Raw genomic sequence first — 20,761 nt, forward strand, 5'->3', positions numbered from 1 at the left:
TTGCGGCACCCCGGCCGCGTCACCTCAAACCCGCTATCGTGAGAGTCTTCCGCGGTCTTCCCAATGCTGAAAGCCGTGCGCCCTGCGCACTGACCATCGGCAACTTCGACGGTGTCCACCGCGGCCATCAGGCTCTGCTCGCCCATGTGCGGGCGGCTGCCGATGCGCGCGGCCTGCCCGTCTGCGTGATGACCTTCGAACCGCACCCGCGCGAATTCTTCAACCCGGCGGGCGCGCCGCCGCGTATCGCCATGCTGCGCGACAAGCTCGAGGCACTGCGCACCAACGGCGTCGACCGGGTGGTGGTCGAGCACTTCAATCACACGTTCGCGAGCCAGTCGCCGGACGCGTTCGTCGAGCGGATCATCGTCAACGGGCTGCATGCGCGCTGGGTGATGATCGGCGACGACTTCCGCTACGGCGCAAAACGCGCTGGCGACTTCGCGTCGCTCAAGGCCGCGGGGCAGCAACACGGTTTCGAAGTCGAACAGATGGCCACGGTGGCCGATCCGTCGGGCGCGCGCATTTCCAGCTCGGGCGTACGCGCGTCGCTGGTAGCGGGCGACCTCGACTCGGCGCGCGCCGCGCTGGGCCGTGACTATGTGATCAGCGGCCACGTCGTGCACGGCATGAAGCTCGGCCGCGATCTCGGCTTCCCCACGCTGAACCTGGCGATCGCCCACAAGCGCCCGGCGCTCATGGGCATTTTCGTGGTGCGCGTGCATGGCGTGGCGGACGAACCGCTGCCGGGCGTCGCGAGTCTCGGCCTGCGTCCCACGGTCGACGATTCCGGCCGCGTGCTGCTCGAAGTCCATCTGCTCGACTGGCATGGCGACGCTTATGGCAAACTCGTGCGCGTCGAATTTCTGAAGAAGCTGCGCGACGAGGAAAAGTACGTCGACCTCGAAACGCTGACCGCTGCCATCAAGCGCGACGTCGTCAACGCCCGCGCGTGGTTCGCGGCCGTCGGCGCGGGCACGCCGGGCAGCCGTTCTACCGGCTTCGCCACCTCGGCCACTGACCGAATTAGATAGCCGCCGCGGTACCCGCGGGCGCACCGAGTGCCCAGGGTACCCTCGCCGCGCGCATCGAAGGGCGTCCGTGAATCACGCGACATGCCTGCCGGGCGCGCCCAACGCCCTCGCGCATCGTGCGCATTCCGCGCCCTGGCGCGCATAGAAAGAATTCACCGCGACCTCATCATGAGCAACAAGAAAGCCGATTCGAAACCGCAGTCACGCTACCCGGTCAACCTGCTCGACACGCCGTTCCCGATGCGCGGCGACCTCCCCAAGCGCGAGCCGCAATGGGTCAAGGAATGGCAGGAGCGCAAGGTCTACGAGAAGATCCGTGCCGCCAGCAAGGGCCGCAAGAAGTTCATCCTGCACGACGGCCCGCCGTATGCAAACGGCGACATCCACCTCGGCCACGCGGTGAACAAGATCCTCAAGGACATGATCGTCAAGGCGCGTAATCTGGCGGGCTTCGACGCGGTCTACGTGCCGGGCTGGGACTGCCACGGCATGCCGATCGAAATCCAGATCGAAAAGCAGTTCGGCAAGTCGCTGCCGGCCGCTGAAGTCATGCAGAAGGCGCGTGCCTACGCGACCGAGCAGATCGAGAAGCAGAAGGTCGGCTTCCGACGCCTGGGCGTGCTCGGCGACTGGGACAATCCGTACAAGACCATGAACTTCACGAACGAAGCCGGCGAAATCCGCGCGCTCGCGAAGATCATGGAAAAAGGCTACGTGTTCCGCGGCCTGAAGCCGGTGAACTGGTGTTTCGACTGCGGCTCGGCGCTCGCCGAAGCGGAAGTCGAGTACAAGGACAAGACCGATCCGACCATTGACGTGCTATTCAGCTTCGCCGAGCCGGAAAAGACCGCGCAAGCGTTCGGCCTGAACGCGCTGCCGCGCAACGAAGGCGGCATCGTGATCTGGACCACCACGCCGTGGACCATCCCCGCTAACCAGGCGCTGAACCTGCATCCGGAAATCGTCTACGCGCTGGTCGACACGCCGCGCGGCCTGCTGATCCTCGCCGAAGAGCGCGTTGAAGCCTGCCTGAAACTGTATGGCCTGGAAGGCACGATCGTCGCCACCACGCCGGGCGCGAAGCTCGTCAATCTGCGCTTCAATCACCCGCTCGCCTCCGCGCACCCGGGTTACAAGCGCACCGCGCCGGTCTATCTCGGCGACTACGTGACGACCGAAACCGGCACGGGTGTCGTCCACTCGTCGCCGGCATACGGTGTGGAAGACTTCGTGTCGTGCAAGGCGCACGGCATGGCGGACTCGGACATCATCAATCCGGTAATGGGCGACGGCCGCTATATCGAATCGCTCGCGCTGTTCGGCGGCCTGTCGATCTGGGCGGCCAATCCGCAGATCGTCGAAGCGCTGCAAGGCGCGGGCTCGCTGATGCGCACCGAGAAGTACACGCACAGCTACATGCACTGCTGGCGCCACAAGACGCCGATCATCTACCGCGCCACGTCGCAATGGTTCGCGGGCATGGATGTGAAGCCGAACGATACCGACAAGACGCTGCGCGAAACCGCGCTCGAAGGCATCGAGAACACCGCGTTCTATCCGGCGTGGGGCAAGCAGCGCCTGTTCAGCATGATTGCGAATCGCCCGGACTGGACGCTGTCGCGCCAACGCCAATGGGGCGTGCCGATGGCGTTCTTCGTGCACAAGGAAACCGGCGAACTGCATCCGCGTACGCTGGAATTGCTCGAAGAAGTCGCGCAACGCGTCGAAAAGGCCGGCATCGAAGCGTGGCAATCGCTCGACCCGCGCGAGCTGCTCGGCGACGACGCCAACATGTACGAGAAGAACCGCGACACGCTGGACGTATGGTTCGATTCGGGCACCACGCACTGGCACGTGCTGCGCGGCTCGCATAAAGACGAACTGCAATTCCCGGCCGACCTGTATCTGGAAGGCTCGGACCAGCACCGCGGCTGGTTCCACTCGTCGCTCCTGACCGCCTCGATGCTCGACGGCCGCCCGCCGTACAACGCGCTGCTCACGCACGGCTTCACCGTGGACGGCGAAGGCCGCAAGATGAGCAAGTCGCTCGGCAACGGGATCGATCCGCATGAAGTGGCGAACCGCCTCGGCGCGGAAATCATCCGCCTGTGGATCGCGTCGACCGACTATTCGGGCGAACTGGCGATCTCGGAAGAAATCCTGAAGCGCGTGACCGAAGGCTATCGCCGCATCCGCAACACGCTGCGCTTCCTGCTCGCGAACCTGTCGGACTTCGACTTCGAGAAGAACGCGCGTCCGGTCGAAGACTGGCTGGAGATCGATCGCTATGCGGTGGCGCTGTCGGCGAATCTGCAAAACGACATCCTCTCGCACTATGAGAAGTACGAGTTCCACCCGGTGGTCGCCAAGCTGCAGACGTTCTGCTCGGAAGACCTCGGCGGCTTCTATCTGGACGTGCTGAAAGACCGTCTGTACACGACCGCCGCGGACTCCGTGGCGCGCCGTTCGGCACAGACCGCGCTGTATCACATCGCGCACGGCCTGCTGCGTCTGATGGCGCCGTTCCTGTCGTTCACCGCGGAAGAAGCGTGGAAGATCTTCAAGCCGAACAGCGAGACGATCTTCACCGAAACGTATCACGCGTTCCCGGCCGTGCCGGACGCCGGCGCGCTGCTCGACAAGTGGACGCTCCTGCGCGCCGCCCGTAGCGACGTGACCAAGGCGCTGGAAGAAGCGCGCGTGGCGAACCTGATCGGTTCGTCGTTGCAGGCGGAAGTGGAAATTCGCGCGAGCGGCGCGCGTTACGACGCGCTCACGAGCCTCGGCGACGACCTGAAGTTCGTGCTGATCACCTCGGCGGCGAACGTCGCGATGGTCGGCAGCGAAGCGGAAGAAGGCGTCGAGGTCATCGCCTCGAAGTATCTGAAGTGCGAACGCTGCTGGCATTACCGCGCGGACGTCGGCGCGAACGCCGAACACCCCACGCTGTGCGGCCGCTGCTTCAGCAATCTGTTCGGCAACGGTGAAACCAGGAGCGCGGCATAATGGCGAGAACCATGTCGAAAACCGCGTCGAAAACATCTGCTGCAAACGGTTCGCTGGCGCCCTGGCTCGGGGTCGCGCTGATCGTCATCCTGTTCGATCAGTTGACGAAAATCGCGGTCCAGAAGGTGTTCGCCTACGGTGTCGCGCATGAGGTCACGTCGTTTTTCAACCTGATCCTCGTGTACAACCGCGGCGCGGCATTCAGCTTCCTCGCCATGGCGGGCGGCTGGCAACGCTGGGCGTTCACCGCGCTCGGCGTGGTGGCCGCGCTGGTGATCTGCTACCTGCTCAAGCGTCACGGCGGCCAGAAGATGTTCTGCACGGCGCTTGCGCTGATTCTCGGCGGTGCGCTCGGCAACGTGATCGATCGGCTCGCGTACGGCCACGTGATCGACTTCCTCGATTTCCACGTACGCACGTGGCACTGGCCGGCGTTCAATCTCGCCGACAGCGCGATCACGGTCGGCGCGGTGCTGCTCGTGCTCGACGAACTGCGGCGCGTACGCGGCAGCGCACGCTAAGACAGCAGGCGCTCGCGCTCAGGCTTGCGCACCAGTACGGCTTGAAAGGCGCGGCGGCGGGGATGCAACGCCCCGCCCCGCTGACCGCCACCACGCTTTGTCGGAGGCTTTCGTTGGCAACCGCAGAACTCGCAGGAAAACATCTCGTCCTCGGCATGACGGGCGGTATTGCCTGCTACAAGATCGCCGAACTCACGCGTCTGTTGACCAAGGCCGGCGCGACCGTGCAGGTCGTCATGACCGAAGCGGCCACGCAGTTCATCACGCCCGTCACCATGCAGGCGTTGTCCGGCCGCCCGGTCTACACGAGCCAGTGGGACGCGCGCGTACCGAACAACATGGCGCACATCGATCTCTCGCGTGAAGCCGATGCGATCGTGATCGCGCCCGCCTCGACCGACTTCCTCGCCAAACTCGCGCACGGCATGGCCGACGACCTGCTGGCGACGCTGTGCGTGGCCCGCGATTGTCCGCTGCTGGTCGTGCCGGCCATGAACCGGCAGATGTGGCAGAACCCGGCGACGCAGCGCAACGTCGCCCAATTGCGCGCGGACGGGGTCGAAGTGCTCGGCCCCGATTCCGGCCCGCAAGCGTGCGGCGAAACCGGCGACGGGCGCATGCTCGAAGCGGCCGCCACTTACGAAGCGATCGCCTCGTTCTTCGCACCGAAAATCCTGGCTGGCCGGCGCGTGCTGCTGACCGCCGGGCCGACGTTCGAACCGCTCGATCCGGTGCGCGGCATCACCAACCGCTCCAGCGGCAAGATGGGCTTTGCGCTGGCGCGTGCCGCGCAGCAGGCCGGCGCCGAGGTGCATCTGGTGGCCGGCCCGGTCGCACTGGAAACGCCTTGGGGCGTGTTCCGTCAGGACGTGCAAACCGCCCAGCAGATGCACGACGCGGTCATGCACTCGGTCGCGGATGCCGATATCTTCATCGGCGTGGCCGCGGTGGCCGACTGGCGCGTCGATCACGCCAGCGAGCACAAGATCAAGAAAACGGCGGATCGTGCGCTGCCGAGCTTCGCTTTCGTCGAAAATCCGGACATTCTGGCCTCGGTGGCCAAACTGCCTCATCCGCCGTTCGCGGTCGGCTTTGCCGCGGAAAGCGGCGATCTCGAAGTCCATGGCGAAGAAAAGCGCGTGCGCAAGAACGTGCCGCTGCTGATCGGCAATCTCGGTCCGCTGACTTTCGGCCTCGACGACAACGAGGTGATCCTGTTCGAAGCAAGTGGCGTGACCAAGCTGCCGCGCGCCGACAAGCAGACGCTCGCGCGCGCCCTGATCGCGGAAATCGCGAAGCGTCTGCCCGACACAAGTCTGATTCGCTGAGCCATTCCAGCGGCACGTCAGTGCGGTCGCCGGGAGTCGCGGTAGCGAATTGAATCATCTGGAGCGGTACTGACATGACGCGACTATCCGTACTCGATCAAACGCCGGTGATCGCCGGGCACTCGGTGGCGGACGCGATTGCCGCCACGGTCGAGCTCGCGCAACTCGCCGACGACCTCGGCTACACGCGTTACTGGTGCGCCGAACATCACGGCCTGCGTGGCGTGTCGAACCCCTGCCCCGAAGTCATGCTGGCGCGCCTCGGCAGTATCACGACGCGCATCCGGCTGGGCTCCGGCGGCGTGATGCTGCCGTACTACAGTCCGTTCAAGGTCGCCGAGCAATTCATGATGCTCGAGGCGTTGTTCCCCAATCGCATCGATCTGGGCGTGGGGCGCGCGCCGGGCGGCGACATGCGCACCGCGCAAGCGGTCGCTGCCGGCGACTACAATCGCGGCGATATTTTTCCGCAGCAAGTGGCCGATCTGATCGGCCTGATGAACGGCACGTTGCCCGACGATCACATTGCGAACGGCGTACTGCTGCAGCCGCAAATCGATACGCGCCCGCAAGTGTGGATGCTCGGGTCGAGCGAATTCGGCGGACTGCTGGCGGCGCAACTCGGCATTCCGTTTGCGTTTGCGCACTTCATCAACGCGCACTTCGGCCATCAGGTCGCGCATGCCTATCGCGAGCGCTTCAAGGCCGGCCAGGGCATACAGCAACCGTATCTGGCGGCTGCCGTGTTCGTGATCTGCGCGGACACCGAGCAGGAAGCCGCGGACCTGGAAAAAGCCGTTGATCTGCGCCGCGTGCAAATGGCCTACGGTCTGAACGAGCCGATTCCGTCGATCGAACAGGGCATCACGCAGGAGTATGGCGAGCGCGAGCAGCTGGTCATCTCGCGCGAAAAACCGCGCAGTATCATCGGCACGCCGGGAACCGTCACCGAACGGCTCCATGCGCTCCAGGAACAGTTCGAAGCCGACGAGTTGATCGTGCTCACCGTTGCGGGCAGCTATCGCGCCCGACTGCGTTCCTATGAACTTCTTGCCGAAGCGTTCCAGCTCGAACGCGCGGCCTCCACTCCGTAACCTTCGAACCTGCATGAAACTCGACCTGAAAATCCTCGACGCGCGCATGCGCGACCAGCTCCCGGCTTACGCCACTACCGGCAGCGCGGGCCTCGACCTGCGCGCGTGCCTCGACGAACCGTTGACGCTCAAACCCGGTGAAACCGCGCTAGTGCCGACGGGTCTGGCCATTCACGTCGGCGATCCCGGCTATGCCGCATTGATTCTGCCGCGCTCGGGATTGGGTCATAAGCACGGGATCGTGCTAGGCAATCTCGTCGGGTTGATCGATTCGGATTACCAAGGTCAACTGATGATCTCGACATGGAACCGTGGCGAGAGCACGTTCGTGCTGAATCCGATGGAGCGCCTTGCGCAACTGGTGATCGTGCCCGTCGTTCAAGCGGAGTTCAATATCGTCGACGACTTCGAAACCAGCGAGCGCGGCGCCGGCGGTTTCGGCAGCACGGGCAAGCATTAAGCTAGATTTCCCTAAAGCCGTGCTGGCTTAGCCCGATCCAGCACGGCTCTCTCTCCCCCGCCTCAAGCCTTCCTCGCGCCTTTCTGCGGCGCGAATCAAATTCGGAGTTATCCGATTTGGACCTTCACGCCCCCCACCTATAAATCAACCACCAGCAGCACCGATCTATCCGGCCACATTCACTGATTCATTGTCGGCCACCTCACGCTTGCGCTTCCCAGTTCCATCAAAGCCAGATAAAGGAGGTTCGCGTCACGAGTAGTGCTTTCAATTTATGGATTTACTTAGCTATCCCTATCATAGTCAGCGTGGTGCGGATAGTTACTCTTCCGGACAGCTCTTTCTTCGCCCACCCCGGCGATCAATCAGTGCTCGCCGGATAAACCTGAATGGAGCCAGTATGAAGATCGAATATGATGCAATCGTCGGCCCGGGTGCCAATGAATGGTATGGCACGATCATCGTCTCCAACCTGCGCTATGAAGATGGCAGCGCGGTCAGCGTCAACCAGTTCCTTGCATTCAACTTCCATTCGCCGGCCAACCTGGACGCCACGGCCATCCAGCCTCAGTTCATCAGTTGGGTGGTCGGCGCGACTACCGTGGAAGCGTCGCAAGTCGGCGACAGCGACGTCAACGTGACTGTGAAGATGGCGTTCACGACGTCATATACGATGCAGCCGCCCGATCAGATCACTATTGGTATCAACGGCAATCTTGTTGCCGATCCGCACACCTGGCTCGATTCATTCGTGTTCGCGGCCGATCAGGCGCCGACCATCTTCGGCACGGTGTCCGCCGCGTGCGCAACCGCGCCAGACCAGGCTCTCGCGAGCGTGACGCCCGTTCTCACGCTCGCCCAAGGCAGCATGATCTCCACCTTGCCGCTAAGCTATGGCGAGAGCGTCACTGCGAGTCTGCAACAAGGCGTCTATACGGTGAGCGGTGACAGTGTCTCTACTGACGATGAGACTGTCGTCGCGCCGCTTGTCATCCATCCCACTTCGGTTGAAGTCGTGGCCGGCAACACCTCGACGATCGAAGCATCCTTCGGGCCGGTCGAACGCTATTGCGCGCTCGATATTTCGATCGGTTCGCTCACCGGTCTGTCGAGCGAAACGCTCAGCGTCACGCTGATCGACAATAAGACCGGCAACACGCTCGCCGAATTCGATGCAAAGACCAACAGCGTGACGTCGCTGCGCAAGCTGCCGCCCTCGGGCACCGCGCGTGTTTCGCTACAGAACGTCGCGCTGAACGATGTCAACTACTCGTTCAAGGTGCCGGATATCACGCTGACGAACGCACTGCAGAAGGTGAGCATCAACGATTCCATGGTGACGAGCAAGCCCGTCAACACGTCGGGATACGTCAAGGTAGCGATCAAGATCACGGCCGAACAGACACTCGATCGTGAGATCGACTTACGCCTGATCGGCAGCCATATGAATTATCTGCAGACGGTCACCGTCAAGTCGCAGCAGACCGCTTTCTCGGCGCTCGTGCAGTCGGGCCACTACACGGTGGAGACCAGCGACTTCCTGTCGGCGGGCATCGTGTATGCCGTCAACGCGCCAGCGCAATTAGCCGTGAGCGGTGGCGGCAAAGTTGAACTCGACGTGAGCGTCGATGCATCCGCGAACCTCCGCGTGCGTGGTTTCCCAGCGTACCTGTGCTTCGGCGGTTGCGCCGATTTGCAGCCGAGCAATCTGGCGGACTTTGCCGCGGCGCGCGCGACATCGCTCTTCGATTACGCCGGCACAGACGGCGCCGGCGACTCGAACGTCTACCTGGCCGACGACGTCCAAACGCGCACGACGATCACCCTCGCCCGCAACGTCGAAGCGCAACTGGACAGCATTCAGCCCGTGCTGCCGGTGATGGTGTCGTACACCTGCAACCTGTCGCTCGGCAACACGCCGGGGATCCTCGCGAACGCCGACGCTCACGCGCACAGCTTCGCAAACTACATCCTGGCGCTGAACATCGCGACCGAGTCGATCGACGACGAGCACCCGGTTCCGGCAGGCTTCATCGTGAACCCAGACTTTCTCGGTGCGTGCGAGCAGGCCAACTTCGGCCCGACCTACTCGATACCGGTGCGCGGGCCGCTGCAAACCGCGCTCGACCATTGGTCGCTCTCACTGGAGATTCCCGGCAATATCACCGAAGACATCGCCGGCTACGTCCTCGCCGTGAACTGGCTGACGCGCACGGTGGCGCCAAGCGTAACTTTCGGCTGGCAGATCAATCTCTGGGGCGTCGGCTACTCGCAGTGGATCTATGAGGATACCGATATAACGTCGCAAATGGCACAGCAAACGGCCGACTATGTCGCCAGCCTCGGCGTGTACGACGGGCCGTACGCTCCCGACTTCCTCGCGATCGACCGCTACGAAGCCGACGATTTCACACAACGCGCGTACGTGAACGGCTATTGCTATGGCCCTCGCGAATGGCAACGCTATTTCGATTTCTGCAAGACGGTTAGCCGCGCACTCAAAGTGCCGGTCATGCCGTGGCAGATTCCCGCGAGCCGCATTCCGAACACGACCGACCCGGTCGCGGCCGATTTCGACTCCCAGCATTGGGGAACCGGCGGCAGTTGCCTGCTCGGCGATCCGGCAATCGGCTCCGACTACCGTAACGTACACCCGACCGTTCTGGCGTTGACATTCCCATCGGTGTTCCAGCAATCCATGGGCGCTACCGCCGAGGATATGTTCCTGCGCTCCGAACCGTTCGACATTTCGAATCCAATGTATGGCGACTTTCCGTTGCGCGGCATTTTCACCGTCCTGCTGGGCGGTGGCGCAACAACCGGCATCGTCTCGGCAATCGGCAATCCCGAGGCGTGGGCACGAGACAAACTGAACGCCTACATGAACAGTCCAGTTAGTTTCGATCAATAGCATCGGCCAAAAAAAACGGCGTGGACTTGAGGTCCACGCCGTTTTTTAGTACTACCGTGTATGCGCCTATTCGACTTCCACCGCTTCCGGGTTCGGATTGCGCGGCGCCGGATGTTCGTCGAAGGTCAACTGCACCTTGTCTTCCGCATCCACGTCGACCGTCACGCGACCGCCGTTCATCAGCTTGCCGAACAGCAGTTCGTCGGCCAGTGCACGACGGATCGTGTCCTGAATCAGACGCTGCATTGGCCGCGCGCCCATGAGCGGGTCGAAACCGTGCTTGGCGAGATGCTTGCGCAGCGCATCGGTGAAGAGCGCGTCGACCTTCTTCTCGTGCAGCTGATCTTCCAGCTGCATCAGGAACTTGTCGACCACGCGCATGATGATTTCCTCATCGAGCGAGCGGAAGCTGATCACCGCATCCAGACGGTTACGGAACTCAGGCGTGAACATGCGCTTGATATCGACCATTTCGTCGCCGGTTTCCCGACGATTCGTGAAGCCGATCACCGACTTGCCCATCGCCTCGGCGCCCGCATTCGTCGTCATGATGATGATGACGTTGCGGAAATCCGCCTTGCGGCCGTTGTTGTCCGTCAGCGTGCCGTGGTCCATGACCTGCAGCAGCACGTTGTAGATGTCCGGATGCGCCTTCTCGATTTCGTCGAGCAGCAGCACGCAATGCGGCTTCTTCGTGACAGCCTCGGTCAGCAGACCGCCCTGGTCAAAACCGACATAGCCCGGCGGCGCGCCGATCAACCGGCTGACCGCATGACGTTCCATGTATTCCGACATGTCGAAGCGGATCAGCTCAATGCCCAGCGTGAACGCCAGTTGCTTCGCCACTTCCGTCTTGCCAACGCCGGTGGGGCCGGAGAACAGGAACGCACCGATCGGCTTGTCCAGCTTGCCGAGACCCGCACGCGCCATCTTGATCGCAGCCGACAGCGCGTCGATGGCCGGGTCTTGCCCGAACACCACGCTCTTCAGATCGCGATCCAGCGTTTGCAGCTTGCTGCGATCGTCTTGCGACACGCTTTGCGGCGGGACACGGGCGATCTTCGAGATGATTTCCTCGATCTCGTTCTTGCCGATGGTCTTCTTCTGCTTCGACTTCGGCAGGATGCGTTGCGCCGCGCCCGCTTCGTCGATCACGTCGATCGCCTTGTCCGGCAGATGACGATCCGTGATGAAGCGTGCCGACAACTCAGCCGCCGCCGACAGCGCACCCGACGAATACTTCACGCCGTGGTGCTCTTCGAAACGCGACTTCAGGCCACGCAGGATCGCCACCGTCTGTTCGACGGTCGGCTCGGTCACGTCGACCTTCTGGAAACGGCGCGACAATGCCGCGTCTTTTTCGAAGATGCCGCGATATTCCGTGAACGTGGTCGCGCCGATGCACTTCAGCGTGCCCGACGACAACGCCGGCTTCAGCAGGTTCGACGCGTCCAGCGTGCCGCCCGACGCAGCGCCTGCGCCGATCAGCGTGTGAATTTCGTCGATGAACAGGATGGCGTGCGGACGTTCCTTCAATTCCTTGAGGACCGTCTTCAGGCGCTGTTCGAAGTCGCCGCGATACTTGGTGCCGGCGAGCAGCGCGCCCATGTCGAGCGAATACACCTGCGCATCCGCCAGAATGTCCGGCACTTCGCCGCGCGTAATTCGCCACGCGAGGCCCTCGGCGATCGCGGTCTTGCCGACGCCCGCCTCACCCACCAGCAGCGGATTGTTCTTGCGGCGGCGGCACAGCACCTGGACCACACGCTCGACTTCCGACTCGCGCCCGATCAGCGGATCGATGCGGCCGTCTTTCGCCATCTGGTTCAGATTCTGCGTGAACTGCGCGAGCGGGGTTTCCTTCTGCGCGGCAGCTTCGTCGGACTCGGCATTCGCGTCGCTCGCTTTCGCGGCGTCCGTGCTGCTCGTCTTGGCGATGCCGTGCGAGATGAAATTGACCACGTCCAGACGCGTCACGCCCTGCTGCTGCAGGTAGTACACCGCGTGCGAATCCTTCTCGCCGAAGATCGCGACCAGCACGTTGGCGCCGGTCACTTCCTTCTTGCCATTCGAGGTGGACTGAACATGCATGATCGCGCGCTGGATCACACGCTGGAAACCCAGCGTGGGCTGCGTGTCGACGTCGTCCGTGCCAGGCACGGTCGGCGTGTTGTCATGAATGAAGTTGCGCAGGTTCTGGCGCAGATCCTCGATATTGGCCGCGCATGCACGCAACACCTCTGCCGCTGTCGGATTGTCCAACAGTGCCAGCAAAAGATGTTCGACCGTTATGAACTCGTGCCGCGCCTGGCGTGCTTCCATGAACGCCATGTGCAGGCTGACTTCCAGTTCCTGGGCAATCATGCTTCCTCCATCACACACTGCAGCGGATGCCCGGCCTGCCGTGCGTGGGTAACGACTTGCTCGACTTTGGTCGACGCGATGTCCCGCGTATAGACCCCACAAACTCCCCTGCCTTCGCGATGCACCTTCAACATAACCTGTGTTGCGGTTTCACGATCTTTATTGAAGTATTCCTGCACGATCATCACGACAAATTCCATTGGCGTGAAGTCGTCATTCAGCAGCACCACTTTGTACATGGATGGCGGCTTGAGCTTTTTCTCCTGCCGCTCCAGTACGGTGCCGTCCTGCTTGTCCGGGATAATCGCCATACACCCATTCTAAACAACTAGGACAGGCCCGCAATCCTGTCAAAACCCGGCCGACTGGCCGTGAGCCCGTTCGCGACCGCCTGATGGGTGATTCCCCCCTCGAGCGTGCGTTAAATCGACGAGCCGATTGCGGAGCCGGCCCCTATCCTGTGATGCTTGCGGCCGTGCTGCGCCGCAGTCGGATCGAGTATCGCACAACCTGCCGTAGCTGGCTGAGAGCTCGCCCGGCCTCGTCGGCACCGGGGCAACCCGCTGAACAGCATGTGAGTCGATTATGCGACTTTTCAAGACAGCCCGCTTGCGCAACCGCACATAACGAAAGCGGGAAAAACCCTGGAAAGTGCCTGTTTGCAACGCGGCAACGGCATCTCAAAATTTTCTTGACACCCGAATAAAGAGCCTCAACAATCAAGCTGGCACTTTTTTCACCAAGCCATAATTTCGAAAAAATGCCGATGGTGAGCTTGTGAGGAGGGAGCGGCTGCATCGCGCGGTCGTCGAGCTTTTCGAGGGCTCGTGGTAGTGACATGAGTTACAGGGGAAGTTGGAATGGCAACTGGTACGGTCAAATGGTTCAATGACGCAAAAGGTTTCGGATTCATCACGCCTGACGAAGGCGGCGAGGATCTGTTTGCACACTTCTCGGCCATCCAGATGAATGGGTTCAAGACCCTCAAGGAAGGCCAAAAGGTAACCTTCGAGGTCGTGCAAGGCCCGAAAGGCAAACAGGCATCGAACATCCAGGCACCTGCCTGAATCTGGTCGATTCCCGTCCTTTGAAACCCGGCTTCGTGCCGGGTTTCTTTTTTTGAGCGTCGCATTCTGACTGGGCTGGTTGTCCTCGGGTTGAGCTCGGCGCACGCACGTCCCATATATCGGGTAATCGTTCGGTCTGCTGTCGACTGAGGCGCCTCGCGCCGGACCAATGCGGCATCGCAAACGCTGACGCGCGCAGCCCCGCGCGAGCCAAAAACAAACAACCCCCGCCGCCTTGCGGCGCCGGGGTTGGAAGTTAGAACCGGGTCAGGCCAACGCGAACCGCTTACAGATTCTCGATCAGCACCTGACCAAAGCCGGAACACGACACCTGCGTCGCGCCTTCCATCAAGCGCGCGAAGTCGTATGTGACGCGTTTTTGCAGAATCGATTTTTCCATCGACTTGATGATCAGATCCGCCGCCTCGGTCCAGCCGAGATGGCGCAGCATCATTTCCGCCGAGAGAATTTCCGAGCCCGGGTTCACGTAGTCCTTGCCGGCGTATTTCGGCGCGGTGCCGTGCGTGGCTTCGAACATCGCGACCGAATCCGACATGTTCGCCCCAGGTGCGATACCGATACCGCCGACCTGCGCGGCCAACGCATCCGACACATAGTCGCCATTGAGGTTCAGCGTGGCAATCACGTCGTACTCAGCCGGACGCAGCAGGATCTGCTGCAGGAACGCGTCGGCGATCACGTCCTTCAGAACGATGTCGCCACCCGTCTTCGGATTCTTGATCTTCATCCACGGGCCGCCGTCGATCAGTTCCGCTGCAAACTCTTTTTGCGCCAGCGCATAACCGTAGTCGCGGAACGCGCCTTCGGTGAACTTCATGATGTTGCCCTTGTGCACCAGCGTGACCGAGCGGCGATCGTTATCGATCGCGTACTGGATCGCCTTGCGCACCAGACGCTCCGTACCTTCACGCGACACCGGCTTGATGCCGATCCCCGATGTTTCCGGGAAGCGGATCTTCTTCACGCCCATTTCTTCGCGCAGGAACTTGATGACCTTCTTCGCCTGTTCGGATTCAGCCGGCCACTCGATACCCGCGTAGATGTCTTCCGAGTTCTCGCGGAAGATCACCATGTTGGTCTTCTCCGGCTCACGCACCGGCGAAGGCACGCCCTTGAAATACTGCACCGGCCGCAAGCACACGTACAGGTCCAGTTCCTGGCGCAGCGCGACGTTCAGCGAGCGGATGCCACCACCCACCGGCGTGGTGAGCGGGCCCTTGATCGAAACGACGTATTCCTTGAGCACCTGTAGCGTCTCTTCGGGCAGCCACACGTCCGGACCGTACACCTTGGTCGACTTCTCGCCGGCGTAGATTTCCATCCAGTGGATCTTTCGCTTGCCTGCGTATGCTTTTTCCACCGCGGCGTCCACGACTTTGAGCATGACCGGCGTGATGTCGAGGCCGGTACCGTCGCCTTCAATGTACGGAATGATCGGCTGGTCCGACACGTTGAGCGAGAAATCGGGATTGACGGTGATCTTGTCACCACCGGTCGGAACCTTGATGTGCTGATACGACATGATCGGACTCCAGTGAAGGCTGTGCTGAAAGCTGATGGGAGACTGCGAAAACGGAACGCTCCTCGCTACGCGCAATGCCGCACGCCGGCAAGCGGCCTGGCCGCTATTCTAGCCCACGCAACCGCCACGCCGAGCCCGCAACGGCTCGGGGTTTTCCAACATGCACGAACGCGGGCCGGTGAGCTGCGAGTCTTATGTCTTATATAAGACAAGGAACGTGTCACGGGGCATTATGCTTTATTATCCCGCCATTTACTATCGGTCCGGCACCGCTCGAGGCGCAGCGGCCTCGCCCGCCGCCCCGGCGTCTCGTACCTCTTATTTCATCACTATGCGCCTTCTCGCCCTGAACAAACCGTTCGGCACCATTTGTCAGTTTTCGCCGCACGAAACGCGCGCGTCGCTGGCCGACTGGATCAAGGCGCCCAACGTCTATCCGGCGGGCCGACTCGACTCCGATAGCGAGGGTCTGCTGCTTCTCACCGACGACGGCGCGCTACAAGCACGCATCGCCGAACCGCGTCACAAACTCGTCAAACGTTATTGGGCGCAAGTGGAAGGCGCGGTCGATGCGGCCACGCTCAAGAAGCTCGCACGCGGCGTCGACCTCGGCGATTACGTCACGCGGCCCTGTCGTGCCGAATACGTGGAGCCGGCTGACACGCTCTGGACGCGCACGCCGCCGATTCGTTATCGCGCCGCGATACCGACCACATGGATCGAACTGTCGATCACCGAAGGCAAGAATCGCCAGGTGCGTCGCATGACTGCCGCCGTGGGGTTCCCGACCTTGCGCCTCGTGCGCGTGGGCATTGGCGCGCTCGACGTGTTTTCGCTCGGACTGCAACCGGGCGAAAGCGTCGAATTGCCGCTGAAGGCGCCGTGGGAAGGCATGGCGTGATCATGCGCACGCGCATGGCCGGGTGCTGCTCGACAATGCGCCACGCTCTCGTTTCACGCTGCGCTTCACCTTCAGCTTGAAACCGCTAACTCGTTGTATCCGCAAACAAAATAACGCGTGAAACCACCGCAAAAAAAGCGTGAAACAATCGCGAATGCGGCAACGCTGCCGCACGTGATTTGAATCAATCCATCGGCATATAAGTTTTCCACAAAATTCGCGTCAACCGGTGCGCGAGCTCAGGCGTTATTCGACGCAGATGCCGCCCGAAGCTATCCGGCATTCAGCCTTAAGGGCCTTTGTGCAAGCCGCTCTTGCGGTAAGTGCTGGGAGTCTGAGCGCTAACGCAGACGTGTCGAAAATTTGTTCGATACGGCTGTCAACCGAAAGGTGGATGGCACGTTTACCGACATGACTCCATATATAACCGGGTCATTTGGTTAATTAACTAAAGCTGAGGATTCACAAAATGAACAAACTGATCGCCACTCTGGTCGCTGGTCTCTTCGCAACGGCAGCATTCGCACAAGCTTCGGCACCGGCAGCAGCTTCGGCAGCTCCGGCAGCAGCAGCTTCGTCGGCAAAGAAGACCACGAAGCACGCTCACAAGAAGTCGCACAAGAAGGCAGCAGCAGCTGCTGCAGCTTCGGGCGCTTCGGAGTAAGTTTGTTGTAAAAACGCAGTCAAGAACTAGCTTCATTGCCGTTCTTACGGCGTTGAAAGGCAGATCACCGCAAGGCGATCTGCCTTTTTGTTTTTGACGCGCTCGCGTAACATTCGCGGGTTAATTTCCAGCAAGGAGTCATGCCGTGCGATTTCCCATGCGCTCGTTGATTGCGCGTTTCGCTGTTGCCGTTGCACTGCCGCTCGCCGCGTTGTCCGCCTCGCTCACATTGGTTGCGACCACTGCCGCGCCTGCTCACGCGCAGCAAATGCCGGCCGGCGCGAAACAGCCGAGCGAATTTCCCCGCGCGAAGCTGACCGCGGGCATGTTCGTGATCGACGCCGCTGTCGCCGCGAACGACGCGGACCGCGAGCAAGGCCTCATGTATCGCACGAGCCTCGCGCCGAACGAAGGCATGCTGTTCGTCTTCAACGAAAACGCCGTGCACTGCTTCTGGATGAAGAACACGTTGATTCCGCTGTCGATTGCGTTCATGCGCGCCGACGGCACGGTCACCGACATCGACGAAATGCAGGCCGAGACCACCAACAATCACTGCCCGAAGAACAACGGCGTGTATGCGTTGGAGATGAGCAAGGGCTGGTTCACGTCGAAGGGCATCAAACCCGGGATGAAAATCCAGGGCCTGCCCGCCGCGCAATAAGGCGCGCCGGCAGCGCGCGATTATTCGCGAGCGTTGCCGCTGCCGTTTCGTCACACCGCTTTCCGGAAGCCGGCGCCTTGTCATGAGGCGCCGGCTTTTTTGTTGCCGCGCCGCGGCAACGGGGCGTTGCCATATTGCGTCGTCTCGCCGAATCGCGTCGCTTGGCCGTATCGCCCCGCATGGCGCCGTCTCGCGCCGCACCGCCGCGCCGGGATCAGGCGGCCCGAAGCCTTGCCAGCGGGCGTTCGCGCCCGAGCGGCGAGATTCCTGCAAAAGACGGGCCGACGCGCTATCCTAGTAATCTTAGTAAAGCAGCATCCAAGGCTCCCCGGACAGCACAGACTGCTGCCGGGCAAGCGTTTCAGGCGCGCCATTCCAAGGAGGTTCACGTGCCCCGCAAGACTCCCATCGAGCGCTACCGGAATATCGGCATCAGCGCTCACATCGATGCCGGCAAAACCACCACCACTGAACGCATCCTGTTCTACACCGGCGTGACCCACAAGATCGGCGAGGTTCACGACGGTGCGGCAACGATGGACTGGATGGAACAGGAGCAGGAGCGCGGCATCACCATCACGTCGGCGGCCACCACCGCTTTCTGGAAGGGCATGGCCGGCAACTATCCGGAACACCGGATCAACATCATCGACACCCCCGGACACGTCGACTTCACGATCGAAGTGGAGCGCTCCATGCGCGTGCTCGACGGCGCGTGCATGGTGTACGACTCTGTCGGCGGCGTGCAACCGCAGTCGGAAACCGTGTGGCGTCAGGCGAACAAGTACAAGGTGCCGCGCATTGCGTTCGTCAACAAGATGGACCGCGTGGGTGCGGACTTCTTCCGCGTGCAGCGGCAGATCGGCGACCGCCTGAAGGGCGTCGCGGTGCCCATCCAGATTCCGATCGGCGCGGAAGAACACTTCCAGGGCGTGGTCGATCTGGTCAAGATGAAGGCGATCTTCTGGGACGAAGAAAACCAGGGCATCAAGTTCGAGTACCGCGATATTCCGCCGGAACTCGCGGCGACCGCAAAAGAATGGCACGACAAGATGGTCGAGGCCGCGGCCGAAGCGAATGAGGAACTGCTCGATAAATACCTCGGCGGCGAAACGCTGACCGAAGAGGAAATCAAGCAGGCGATCCGCGCGCGCACCATCGCCAACGAAATCGTGCCGATGCTGTGCGGCAGCGCGTTCAAGAACAAGGGCGTGCAGGCCATGCTCGACGCGGTGATCGACTATCTGCCCTCGCCGGTGGACGTGCCCGCGATCACTGGGCACGACGAACATGACAACGAGATCGAGCGTCATCCGAACGATACCGATCCGTTCTCGGCGCTCGCCTTCAAGATCATGACCGATCCGTTCGTCGGCCAGCTGATTTTCTTCCGCGTCTATTCGGGCGTGGTGAATTCGGGCGACACGGTCTACAACGCGATCAAGGAAAAGAAGGAACGCCTTGGCCGGATCCTGCAGATGCACGCCAACGAGCGCAAGGAAATCAAGGAAGTCTACGCGGGCGACATCGCCGCGGCCGTCGGCCTGAAGGAAGCGACCACGGGCGACACGCTGTGCGATCCGAACAACGTGATCATCCTCGAAAAGATGATCTTCCCGGAGCCGGTGATCTCGCAGGCCGTCGAGCCGAAGACCAAGGTCGACCAGGAAAAGATGGGCATCGCGCTGAACCGTCTTGCTCAGGAAGACCCGTCGTTCCGCGTGCAGACAGACGAAGAATCCGGCCAGACGATCATCTCGGGCATGGGTGAGTTGCACCTGGAAATTCTGGTCGATCGGATGAAGCGCGAATTCGGCGTGGAGGCCACCGTCGGCAAGCCGCAGGTCGCGTATCGCGAGACGGTGCGCAACAAAGCCGAAGATGTCGAAGGCAAGTTCGTCAAACAGTCGGGCGGCCGCGGTCAATACGGCCACGCGGTGATTACGTTGGAGCCGGCGGCGCAAGGCAAGGGCTACGAATTCGTCGACGCCATCAAGGGCGGCGTGATTCCGCGCGAATTCATTCCCGCCGTGGACAAGGGCATTCAGGAAACGCTGAAGGCCGGCGTGCTGGCGGGCTATCCGGTGGTCGACGTGAAGGTGACGCTGACCTTCGGTTCGTACCACGACGTGGACTCGAACGAAAACGCGTTCCGCATGGCCGGCTCGATGGCCTTCAAGGAAGCGATGCGCAAGGCCAAGCCCGTGCTGCTCGAACCGATGATGGCCGTTGAAGTCGAAACGCCGGAAGACTTCATGGGCAACGTAATGGGCGATCTGTCGAGCCGTCGCGGCATGGTGCAAGGCATGGAAGACATCGCCGGCGGCGGCGGCAAGCTGGTGCGCGCCGAAGTGCCGCTCGCGGAGATGTTCGGTTACTCCACGTCGCTGCGCTCCGCGACGCAAGGCCGCGCGACTTATACGATGGAGTTCAAGCACTATGCGGAAACGCCGAACAACGTCGCTGAAGCCGTGATCAACGCGAAGCACAAGTAAGCTCTTTACCAAGCTCTCTGCCGCGAAGGCGTCGCACGCCAACGGCTACAAGCCCGCCCCCTGTGGACGGGCTTTTTTTCGTCCGCTGCACCGCACACAGGGCTTCTTCACACGCACGTTTTTGAACGTGCAAAAATGCCGGACGGCGCCGTGCCGAACGCCGGGACATACGCTCACGAGGAGACACATCATGAGTCAGGATCACGAACATCCGCATTACAACGCTGCACCACCGGCCGGCCCGGTCGATTGGCGCGAGCACGGCGTGAAGGTCATCAAGGGCGATCAGCTCGATACCAACACGGCGCAAACGCCGGGCATGAATCGCGCGGCGGCGATCAATGCCGCGCGCGTCGGCGCGCAGAAGATCTGGGCCGGCACCGTGACGATCCATCCGAATGCGAAGACCGGCGCGCATCATCATGGCGCGCTCGAAAGCGTGATCTACGTGGTGCGCGGCCAGGCGCGCATGCGTTGGGGCGAGCATCTGGAGTTCACCGCTGAAGCCGGTCCCGGCGATTTCATCTTCGTGCCGCCGTATGTGCCGCATCAGGAGATCAACGCGAGTACCGACGACCCGCTCGAATGCGTGCTGGTGCGCAGCGATAACGAAGCGGTGGTGGTCAACCTGAACATCGACGCGGTGGAACAGCCCGAGACGGTGTTCTGGGTCGATCCGATTCACAAGCATCCGCACGATCATTAACTC

At 61.7% G+C, this 20,761-nt stretch carries 16 protein-coding genes; 13 read left to right on the forward strand and 3 right to left on the reverse strand.

Features of this window, described 5'->3' with window-relative positions; all coding sequences use genetic code 11:
* Window positions 1-38: 38 nt before the first annotated feature.
* The 7 genes from P0D68_RS09990 (at window position 39) to P0D68_RS10020 (ending at window position 10,354) form a co-directional block, all read left to right on the forward strand.
* The gene (locus tag P0D68_RS09990) at window positions 39-1,034 is read left to right on the forward strand and encodes a bifunctional riboflavin kinase/FAD synthetase (protein WP_091799693.1); all 996 of its coding nucleotides are present in this window, start codon (window positions 39-41) and stop codon (window positions 1,032-1,034) included.
* A 168-nt stretch (window positions 1,035-1,202) separates the two neighbouring features.
* The gene (ileS, locus tag P0D68_RS09995) at window positions 1,203-4,040 is read left to right on the forward strand and encodes an isoleucine--tRNA ligase (protein ID WP_408185240.1); all 2,838 of its coding nucleotides are present in this window, start codon (window positions 1,203-1,205) and stop codon (window positions 4,038-4,040) included.
* A gap of 11 nt (window positions 4,041-4,051) precedes the next feature.
* Window positions 4,052-4,561 carry a signal peptidase II gene (gene lspA / locus P0D68_RS10000; RefSeq protein ID WP_091801052.1) on the forward strand — a complete coding sequence of 170 codons (510 nt, stop codon included), beginning with the start codon at window positions 4,052-4,054 and terminating at the stop codon, window positions 4,559-4,561.
* A 113-nt stretch (window positions 4,562-4,674) separates the two neighbouring features.
* On the forward strand, window positions 4,675-5,889 hold the full coding sequence (gene coaBC, locus P0D68_RS10005; protein ID WP_408185241.1) for a bifunctional phosphopantothenoylcysteine decarboxylase/phosphopantothenate--cysteine ligase CoaBC: 1,215 nt from the start codon (window positions 4,675-4,677) through the stop codon (window positions 5,887-5,889).
* A gap of 74 nt (window positions 5,890-5,963) precedes the next feature.
* A complete protein-coding gene (locus P0D68_RS10010) occupies window positions 5,964-6,983 on the forward strand; it encodes an LLM class flavin-dependent oxidoreductase (RefSeq protein WP_408185242.1) in 1,020 nt (339 codons plus the stop codon).
* Window positions 6,984-6,996: 13 nt separating this feature from the next.
* Window positions 6,997-7,443, forward strand: coding sequence for a dUTP diphosphatase (gene dut / locus P0D68_RS10015; protein WP_091799679.1), 447 nt, complete (start codon window positions 6,997-6,999; stop codon window positions 7,441-7,443).
* A 400-nt stretch (window positions 7,444-7,843) separates the two neighbouring features.
* On the forward strand, window positions 7,844-10,354 hold the full coding sequence (locus P0D68_RS10020; RefSeq protein WP_408296160.1) for a hypothetical protein: 2,511 nt from the start codon (window positions 7,844-7,846) through the stop codon (window positions 10,352-10,354).
* Between the two features lie 66 nt (window positions 10,355-10,420).
* Here P0D68_RS10020 and clpA read toward each other — a convergent pair whose 3' ends face one another.
* Both clpA and clpS read right to left on the reverse strand, forming a co-directional pair.
* Window positions 10,421-12,718: an ATP-dependent Clp protease ATP-binding subunit ClpA gene (clpA, locus tag P0D68_RS10025; protein ID WP_011489636.1), complete on the reverse strand. Its 2,298-nt coding sequence runs from the start codon at window positions 12,716-12,718 to the stop codon at window positions 10,421-10,423.
* Window positions 12,715-13,029: an ATP-dependent Clp protease adapter ClpS gene (gene clpS / locus P0D68_RS10030; protein ID WP_006050100.1), complete on the reverse strand. Its 315-nt coding sequence runs from the start codon at window positions 13,027-13,029 to the stop codon at window positions 12,715-12,717. The genes clpA and clpS overlap by 4 nt, the downstream gene beginning before the upstream one ends.
* Window positions 13,030-13,578: 549 nt before the next feature.
* On the opposite strand from clpS, the gene P0D68_RS10035 reads away from it, so the two are divergent.
* Window positions 13,579-13,785 (forward strand): cold-shock protein, encoded by a 207-nt coding sequence (locus P0D68_RS10035; RefSeq protein ID WP_007180614.1) that lies wholly within the window; start codon window positions 13,579-13,581, stop codon window positions 13,783-13,785.
* 286 nt (window positions 13,786-14,071) lie between these two features.
* On the opposite strand, the gene icd is transcribed toward P0D68_RS10035, so the two are convergent.
* Entirely contained in the window at window positions 14,072-15,328 is a 1,257-nt protein-coding gene (icd, locus tag P0D68_RS10040; protein ID WP_091799670.1) for an NADP-dependent isocitrate dehydrogenase, read from the reverse strand.
* Window positions 15,329-15,659: 331 nt separating this feature from the next.
* Between icd and P0D68_RS10045 the strand changes: the two genes are divergently transcribed.
* The 5 genes from P0D68_RS10045 (at window position 15,660) to P0D68_RS10065 (ending at window position 20,758) form a co-directional block, all read left to right on the forward strand.
* Window positions 15,660-16,229, forward strand: a complete 570-nt coding sequence (locus P0D68_RS10045) for a pseudouridine synthase (protein ID WP_408296157.1) — start codon at window positions 15,660-15,662, stop codon at window positions 16,227-16,229.
* A 469-nt stretch (window positions 16,230-16,698) separates the two neighbouring features.
* Window positions 16,699-16,893 (forward strand): hypothetical protein, encoded by a 195-nt coding sequence (locus P0D68_RS10050; RefSeq protein WP_408296154.1) that lies wholly within the window; start codon window positions 16,699-16,701, stop codon window positions 16,891-16,893.
* Window positions 16,894-17,038: 145 nt separating this feature from the next.
* Window positions 17,039-17,557: a DUF192 domain-containing protein gene (locus tag P0D68_RS10055; RefSeq protein ID WP_091799663.1), complete on the forward strand. Its 519-nt coding sequence runs from the start codon at window positions 17,039-17,041 to the stop codon at window positions 17,555-17,557.
* A gap of 389 nt (window positions 17,558-17,946) precedes the next feature.
* Window positions 17,947-20,052: an elongation factor G gene (fusA, locus tag P0D68_RS10060; RefSeq protein ID WP_091799660.1), complete on the forward strand. Its 2,106-nt coding sequence runs from the start codon at window positions 17,947-17,949 to the stop codon at window positions 20,050-20,052.
* Between the two features lie 190 nt (window positions 20,053-20,242).
* Window positions 20,243-20,758, forward strand: a complete 516-nt coding sequence (locus P0D68_RS10065; protein ID WP_408296149.1) for a cupin domain-containing protein — start codon at window positions 20,243-20,245, stop codon at window positions 20,756-20,758.
* Window positions 20,759-20,761: the final 3 nt, after the last annotated feature.

The organism is Paraburkholderia sp. RL17-380-BIE-A, from assembly GCF_046028085.1.
In the GTDB taxonomy this organism is placed as follows: Bacteria; Pseudomonadota; Gammaproteobacteria; order Burkholderiales; family Burkholderiaceae; genus Paraburkholderia.